At 49.5% G+C, this 8545-nt stretch carries 6 protein-coding genes; 1 reads left to right on the top strand and 5 read right to left on the bottom strand.

Going from position 1 to position 8545, the window contains the following annotated elements:
• Positions 1–54 precede the first annotated feature (54 nt).
• From HKN79_05095 to recR, 3 genes are all read right to left on the bottom strand, one after another.
• On the bottom strand, positions 55–1410 hold the full coding sequence (locus tag HKN79_05095; protein ID NNC82935.1) for a 2-oxo acid dehydrogenase subunit E2: 1356 nt from the start codon (positions 1408–1410) through the stop codon (positions 55–57).
• Positions 1411–1517: 107 nt separating this feature from the next.
• A complete protein-coding gene (locus HKN79_05090) occupies positions 1518–3437 on the bottom strand; it encodes a glycosyltransferase (GenBank protein ID NNC82934.1) in 1920 nt (639 codons plus the stop codon).
• Complete coding sequence (gene recR / locus HKN79_05085; protein NNC82933.1) at positions 3437–4057, bottom strand: recombination protein RecR; 621 nt, start codon at positions 4055–4057, stop codon at positions 3437–3439. Before recR ends, HKN79_05090 begins: the two co-directional genes overlap by 1 nt.
• Positions 4058–4162: 105 nt before the next feature.
• Between recR and HKN79_05080 the strand changes: the two genes are divergently transcribed.
• Positions 4163–4954, top strand: a complete 792-nt coding sequence (locus HKN79_05080) for a DUF2797 domain-containing protein (protein ID NNC82932.1) — start codon at positions 4163–4165, stop codon at positions 4952–4954.
• A gap of 6 nt (positions 4955–4960) precedes the next feature.
• Here HKN79_05080 and HKN79_05075 read toward each other — a convergent pair whose 3' ends face one another.
• Positions 4961–5617, bottom strand: coding sequence for a hypothetical protein (locus tag HKN79_05075; GenBank protein NNC82931.1), 657 nt, complete (start codon positions 5615–5617; stop codon positions 4961–4963).
• Positions 5618–5737: 120 nt separating this feature from the next.
• Positions 5738–8458: a hypothetical protein gene (locus HKN79_05070; GenBank protein ID NNC82930.1), complete on the bottom strand. Its 2721-nt coding sequence runs from the start codon at positions 8456–8458 to the stop codon at positions 5738–5740.
• Positions 8459–8545 lie beyond the last annotated feature (87 nt).

Genomic DNA, 8545 nt, shown 5'->3' with positions numbered 1-8545 from the left:
AGTCGGATGTGATTCATGTGTTCGTGTTTAGTTCTTTCTCTTATTCACTCGCTCTCAAACGGTCCGCTCGGGATCGAATTGCTCAAGGTAATCCGCCACTCTCTTCACAAAGCTCCCTCCCAAAGCGCCATCGATCACGCGATGATCGTAGGCATGGGATAGGAACATCATATGCCTGATACCGATGAAGTCTCCCTCAGGGGTCTCGATCACAGCGGGTTTCTTACGAATGGCACCCAGTGCCAAAATAGCACTCTGAGGCTGATTGATGATAGGTGTACCCATGACATTACCGAACGTTCCCACGTTAGTAACTGTATAGGTGCCTCCTTGTATCTCATCCGGAAGGAGTTGGTTCTCCCGGGCCCGTGCAGCCAGATCATTGACCTTGCGGGCCAGCCCCACCATATTGAGCGTATCCGCTTCTTTTATCACAGGTACGATGAGATTTCCAGAAGGAAGGGCGGTTGCCATTCCGATATTGATCCTTCCTCTACGGATGATCTTATCACCATCTACGGATACATTGACCATGGGGAAGTCCTTGATCGCTCGGGCCACAGCTTCGATAAAAATGGGGGTGAAGGTCAATTTCTCACCTTCTCTTTCTAGGAAAGACTTCTTGTTCTTCTCACGCCACTCGACAATGTTGGTCACATCGGCTTCAACATAGGAAGTGACGTGCGGTGAGACCTGCTTGGACATCACCATATGGTCTGCGATGAGCTTGCGCATGCGGTCCATCTCGATGATCTCATCCTGTCCACCTACAGATACAGCAGGTGCCATGGCCGGTCGAGGTGCTGGTGCGGGTTTGCTTTTCTGTTGCACCGGTTCAGGACGGGGTTCAGGACTCGCCATGCGCTGAGTTGCAGATCCCTCTTGGCGTTTTGGGATATAGGCCAGAATATCTTTTTTAGTCACCCTGCCATCTCTACCAGAGCCTGGAAGTGATTCCAATTCCTGCAAGGTGATTCCCTCAGTGCGGGCAATGCTTCTTACCAAGGGAGAATAGAATCGACCATTCGAACCATTGGATGACACCTGTTCAGCCGATTGCTCCACCCGTTGCTCGACTTGAGCAACTACTTCAGGTCTGGGAGTTGGCGCTGAACTTGCCGTAGCACCACTACTCGTGCTCGGAGCAGAGGGTGTAGAGGATGATTCGGCCTCTGTATCCATTACGGCTATCACCTCACCCACCTTGACCACATCGCCTTCGTTGAAAAGGACTTCGGTGATGGTGCCGTCTTCAGGAGCAGGAACTTCACTGTCCACCTTGTCGGTAGCTATCTCCAGAACGGCCTCATCTGCTTCTACTTTGTCACCTACCTGCTTGAGCCAAGAAGTTATAGTGGCTTCTGCCACGCTTTCACCCATTTTTGGTAGTATGATCTCTAGTCTCGCCATCGTTCAGTTTCCAGTTGACAATATCAGACAAAAATATACTTCTCCCGTTGTCTTATGTTGGGATTCCCAGAACAGCTTTTCAACCGTGGGTTTCAGGTAACCCACGATCAGCTGAGCCCCAGATTCCTCCAATTCTTCAAGATGAGATCCATATCGGCCGATACGCGATAATCTTTGGCATAGAGTAGATTGCTTCTCTTCTTCTGCTCTTGATTCTCGACCAGGCCATGGTCCGGGGCCAAGATACCGGGTCTGAGGTCGGGTAGGTGCTGGCTTTCGGCCACGTCTCTGTAGAATCCTACCCAAGTGCGTTGTCCGATCAGCACCCGTATGCCATTTCGTAAAAAGCCTACGGGCCTATGTTGTAACCACATGAAAAGAGGTGCGATGATCAGCAGAAAAGACGCACTCAAGAAGTCGAGGATGCGCTTGTTCCGTTGATTCACCGGTTTGGCGATAGAGTTCATCTCGAGCGCGAGTAAGTCGCCTTTGTTGTCTTTGGAATTACTTCCGATGATGAACAGACTCTCTGGAGGAGCGATCTTGAAATCCAATCTGCGGCTGTCCAAGGTGCTCATCAGATCGATGATGCGGTCGGCTGAAAGGTCCTTCGCACAGAATATGACCTCGTCTGCTGCATAGACCTCCGTGGTAGAGCGGATACGCTCTCCCAATGCCGGCCCTTCCTCTGGGTCGATCTCATGAATGAACCTGCTCTCGATTCCCAGGTCCACCATCATCTGTTGCACTCGAGAGCGCTCTTCTGTACCCCCGACCACCAGATAGACCCGTTGAGCATCTTCCTTGCTTTTAGCTTCCGGACTCAAGGCCCTCCAAAGAGCATTGGTCACCAAGAATAGGATTCCCGCTGCCAAGGTGCCCAATAGGATGATCGCTCGTGAGAATCTATAATTCTCTGGTAGCAACGAATAGAGGATGAGGATCAGAGCCGTACCGATGACCACACCTTGGATTTTCCTCCGGTCTTTGAGTGGATATTCGTAGGCGCTTGCCAGAAATGCCGTGATCACCCAGACCAGTGCGTAGGCAGGTAATGCAATGCCCAATAAGCGGCTATCGTAGATAACACCCGTATACTCTGCATACAGATGACTGATGCCCAGAAGTGCTGTGCTGAGCAGTAGGGTGTCGATAAGCGGGTGGAATACCTTCTGGGCAAATCTCTTGAGGATACTGAGTAGAGCCCTCACGAATATGGCCAGTTCTATGAGACGGCCAAAATACTTGGCATGATCATCGGAGAAGTGCTTCTTAGCGAAGATGCGCATGGCATTATAGAAGACCATGACATAATTGATGCTCGTGCGCTTGGTGCTTTCTCCTTTGTAGTGGATGATCCGGGTCTCAGGTGTATAGTAGTTCTTGTATCCACCTTTGATCAGTCGATAGGAGAGGTCTATGTCCTCACCGTACATGAAATAATCCTCATCCAAAAGTCCCACTTCATCCAGTGCCTTCCTTCTCATGAACATGTAGGCGCCCGAAAGGATCTCGACCTCGTGTGTCTCGAATTCGTCCAAATGGCCGAGGTGATAGCGATTGAATCTTTCTGAACGCGGGAAAAGCCGGCTCAGACCAAAAATCTTATAGAAGGCGACCATCGGAGTAGGAAGTCCTCGCTTGCTTTCGGGAAGGAATCCACCTTTTCCATCCAGCATGCGTACACCTAGGCCGCCTGCTTCTGGATGCTGATCCATGAACTGGATACAAGTGCTGAAGGTCTCTTCCTCGACCACGGTATCGGGATTGAGGAGAAGTACATAATCTCCACTTGATTGACGTATCCCTTGGTTGTTGGCTTTGGAGAATCCTTTATTGTCCGGATTGGCGATGAGTCGGACCTCTGGGAATCGGCTTCTCACCATTTCTACACTTCCATCTACCGAGGCATTATCCACTACAATGACCTCTGATTCTATGCCTTTACAGGCCTTTTGTACAGAAAGCAGACACTGTTCTAGAAAGTGCTCGACATTGTAATTGACTATGATGATGGACAGTCTCATCAACGGCTGAGGCTCATCTCGAATGGAGTCCGATTCATGATCGATCGACCCAAAGTGATCTCATCTGCATACTCCAATTCGGTCCCTACGCCTACACCTCGTGCTATGGTGGTGATATTGACCGTATGGTCTCCGAACGAGCGATAGATATAGAAATTCGTAGTGTCGCCTTCCATAGTCGCGCTGAGCGCCAGAATGACCTCACGAACTTCTTCACCCGCAGTGACCCGCTCTTTCAACTCATCCAGTCGCAATTCGCTGGGGCCGACCCCGTCCATGGGGGAGATACGTCCTCCAAGTACATGGTAGACCCCGTTGTACTGCTGAGTGGACTCTATGGCCATCACATCTCGAATATCTTCCACCACGCATATGGTGGAGTGATCCCGGTTCCCATTGCTACAGATAGTACAAAGTGGATCATCTGAGAGGTTGAAACACGAACTGCAGAAGCGGATATTCTCCTTCATCTGGATCAAGGAGTCTGCAAATCTCTTGACCCGGTCCGGTTCTCGCTTGACCAGTGATAGAATGAGTCGCAGGGCGGTCTTACGTCCGATTCCCGGCAAAGAGGACATCTGTTCTACTGCCTCTTCGATATATTTTGATGAATGTTCCATACAAACAAGCACCAAAGATATCCAAGACAAGGGCCTCGAGGGTGAGCTCCAAGACATATTTCCATTCCTTTGTCCGTCATGGAATGGGAAGGAAATCTAAGGAAGATGACCACGACCCTCGAGCAGGGGATGGCTCAGTACGAACTCAAGCTCTATGACATTCTCGAGTATTCCGAGAGCGTGGACATGAATGCCCTGGTAGGGAAGGAGATACGCATCTCCTTCGATGGGGACATCCATTGCCGATACACCGGTGAGCGCATCAAGAAGACCTATGGAGAGGGACTGAGTTACAAGGCCTTCAGGGATAGTCCCCTGGCCACAGAGAGCATTATCCGACCGGAATTGAGCCGTATCCATGAAGGCATCGCACTCAGGGATGAAGCATGGGAGCGGGCCAATCACCTGACTCCCCATATTACGTACCTCTCTTACACATCAGGGATCAAAGTAGGAGTCACCCGTCAGGCGAATGTCCCGAGTAGATGGGTCGATCAAGGAGCGACCAAAGCACTTGTTATCGCTGAGACCCCATACCGGCAAGCTGCAGGTCTGATAGAAGTCGCGCTCAAATCCCATTTGAATGACAAGACCAATTGGCGGCATATGTTGACCGGTATGACTACAGGTGATAGCGACCTGGAAGCCAAACGGGACGCGGTGAAACAATACATCGATGGAGAACTGCGATCGTTTTGGAGCGATAACTCGGAAGAACTTCTTATCGAGTACCCGGTGCTCAGGTATCCGGTCAAACTGACAAGTATCAAGTTGGATAAATTCCCAGTGATCGAGAAGAAACTGAACGGAATCAAGGGCCAGTATCTCATCTTCTCAGATGATACCGTCATGAACGTACGCTCCCACTCTGCTTATCGTGTGAAAATAGAGGCCTAGAACCGCTTACTGTGTTACATTGGAATGATAGCGATAGAGCTTTCCATTCATAATGGAGACCACGTCCGCCATCTTACGTTTGATGAAGAAGGAGTTGAGAGTCCGGGTGTAATACGGGAAGGGATTGTCCAGTTGAGTGAATTCCTCGTCTTTGATGATCAGTGCATGGAAGCGCATATTGGCTCCTCCATAGTATTTGGCTTCATTGCGATAGTTCGAATTCTTCTCTTGACTATCCGGGATATTCTTGACCTTGTATTGTTTCGGAGCTAGGAGCGTGAATTCTGCGGTGAAGTAGTCATCCTCGACCACCTTGATCGATTCATCCTCTTCGAGATCATCATTCAAAAAGAGCACAGAGTCCAGTTGGAGCTCCCTCACATATTTGGAATCGTGGCTGTAGAAGAAATAGACCGGGCAGAAATCGAACTGACTGCGAAAGGATTCTACTATATCCAGATTCTGAGCAAAGACTTTACTCTGCAATGCATCCGCCTGCTTGTTGAGCCCTTTTTCGCGCATGGCATCGATTGAAGGTCTTTTGGTCGGAAGCCTGACCAGTAGAGCTCCATTTTTCAGCTTCTGGATCTGGTCTTTGGCAGTTATGGCCCGTTCATTCCATGTAGGATATCCGTCTTCATCTTTCTGTGAGAATACTTGCATGACCAATGAAAAGGACAAAAAGAGAAGAAGAATAGATTTCATACTGCGGTCCATAGGCGTAAAAATAGAAAGACCCCTCGGGTTGAAGGGGTCTTTCTTTGAACGGTGAATTTCTTTGACCTATTGCTTGATCAGGGAGGTGGTGCGCTGACCATTCTTTCCGATCAATTTCAATTCATACTGCGCAACTGGCAGTTCGGACAGGTCGAATTCTGTTCTGAATACCCCAGGGGACAGAGTTCCAAGGTCCTTTTGGACAACAATCGCGCCAAGGGCATCGATGATCTCGAGTCTGAGATCCGTGGCTTCCAAGAGGTCGAATGTGAGTACGACTCGATCCTGCACTGGATTGGGGAAGAGTTCCATACCACTTACTATTTCCCACTCCTCCAGGGAGGTGACTACAGATACTTCCAACGGCAGAATGTCCGATTCGCAGATGAATTCTCCCTTGGTGGTCTTCCAGTTGTAGAAGTAGTAGTAATACGTTGCACCATAATAGGAGCTATGAATCTCTCCTGAGGTACCTATCGGATAGGGGTACTGAACTCCGGAATTATTTCGGAAGAGGTCGTTCTGTGGGCATCTCAGGCTCAGATCCTCACCTACAGGCACGTCCCAGCCCAAAGCCACTACATTCTCTCCATTCTCTAGATAGAACTCACCGGATTCCAACACATTTCCATCACCATCCACGAGTTGGAATGTACGATCACCTACCATGTTATCGACCACATAGACAGTGACTTCATCCAAAGTGAATTCTTCCCACACATCGAAATAGCTGTAGGCTCCAGATGCGGGTAGGCCTCCACCTCCGCTGTTGTCCAGTTTTCCACCGACTTCAGAAAGGCCTTCGTAGATGGTCGTATTGCTGGCATAGACAGTTATTCCACCTTCTGGCACATCGACCAAAAGGTCGTTTCCAGTACCTAGGATGTCCGTTCCAGCAGCATCTGCATACCAGGTGATATTCTCTCCTACGGCACTGATCGTGTGTTCTCCAGTAGAATTCACTTCAAGATCTTCCACCACGGGTAGTGGGGTATTCAATACTTCGACTTCGATGGTTTCTGATGTGGCCGGTCCACACTGACCGGTGATGGTCACGCTGTAGTTTCCAGTCTCTGTTACAGTGATGCTTTGTGTGCTTTCATCATTGGACCAATCATATGCCGCTGCTTCCGTACTCGTGATGAGCAGTTCAGCTCCTTCACAGAACACCGTCTCACCGTCCAAGGTGAGGGTAGGTGTCTCATCCTCGATCACCGTGACCAGAATCATTTCAGAGAGTGCCAGACACTCATCATTGGCTGTCATGCTCACTGAGTAGTTGCCTGCCAGTTCTACGTTGATGCTCTGACTGGTCTGTCCGGTATTCCAGAGGTATTCGTATCCCCCGGGAGCCGTGAGCGTGACTATTTCTCCCGGACAGATATCCGTTGGGCCAGAACTGGTCACCGGACCTGCTTCGAATACGCAAGATGCCTCGGGTACTATATGAAGTTGATTGATATCCACATCATAGAGTGCCGTGGTGACGCCCGAAGGCCAGCTGATCAATACAGAATCTATCTCCGTAGCCGCGCCTATCCCGAAGTGTACATCCAAGGTGCTCATCGGAGCAAAGCTTTGACCGGAACGACATTCTCTCATTTGCATTCCCCAGTCGCCATAGATGGTGACTCGAGAACCGATTCCGTTCTTATTGCTGATGATCCCTTCGAGTGAGAATTTCACCCAGTTATTGGCATTTCCATCATTCATCCAAACACTATTCCCTGTCCACACATCGATGAAACCATCGTTGTTGAGATCGCATAGTGCACCATCATCGAAGGGTAGAGACATGGAAGTGAACTGTAGGTCTCCATCGTTATGATAGAACTCCTTGTTCACAAAAGATTGCGTCAAGATATCGACATAGCCATCATTGTCGAAATCAGCTCCGATGCATGCCCATGAGTCGAGGTCATCCGCATCGATGCCACTCCCTGCTGTCACCTCGGTGAAGTAGCCTGTGCCATCATTCTCCATCAATCGATTGGCCCAGGTATGATTGACCGTGTAGGTGTCAAAATCGCCATCGTTGTCAAAGTCCTCGAAGATCGTGACCCAACTCTGGTCATTATCATCCATGTTGACTTGGGCTCCCACTTCGGTGAAGGTGCCGTCTCCATTATTGCGGTAGAGACCATTGATCCTCTGTGGGTCGTTGGCTGCGGCACCGCTCCTGCACTTGGACATATACATATCCACATCCCCGTCATTGTCATAATCGCACCATACACTCGCGTAATTTCCTCCAACAGGTATCGTCTCTATCAAGGACTGGTCCTCGGTCATGTTGCCCGTACCGTCATTTCTGAAGGGGTGACTCTGGTCCACATCGTGGCACGCAAAGGCATCGAGATTCCCGTCATTGTCGATATCCACCATATTGGTCCGTTGAGTGAAGATGTAATCGTCCACATTGACCTCGGAATAACCCGTGCCGTCTTCATTCGCATAAACAAAGGATACCTCGGACCCACTACCTAGGATCAGGTCATTGAATCCATTCCCATCCAGATCACCACCGGCCACACTCCAAGATGGATAATTGCTCAGCCCGACAGGATAGACTTGCTCGATAAAGGTGCCATCTGCCTGCTGATAGTCTATGATGAGATTGCCACTGCTATAGCGGACCACATCATCCAAGTGATCACCGTTCATATCCATGGCACAAGGCTCCCCAGCAGAGGTGGTCCCATTGAGTATACCGGTCATTTGTGTAAAGGTCTGGGCGGAAGCTGCGAAGGCCAGACATATGAAAAGAAATAGTAGTGATGATCTCATTCTTGCATAGAGGATTGATAAGGAGCGCAATTTAGCGATTACGCACTCTAAATCAGCAGGTCTTAATAGCGATAGATTGGAATCCAT

Source organism: Flavobacteriales bacterium, assembly GCA_013001705.1.
GTDB lineage: Bacteria > Bacteroidota > Bacteroidia > Flavobacteriales_D > JABDKJ01 > JABDLZ01.
Note: the sequence above shows the minus strand (reverse complement) of the source record. Positions and strands in the feature narration are given on the sequence as shown.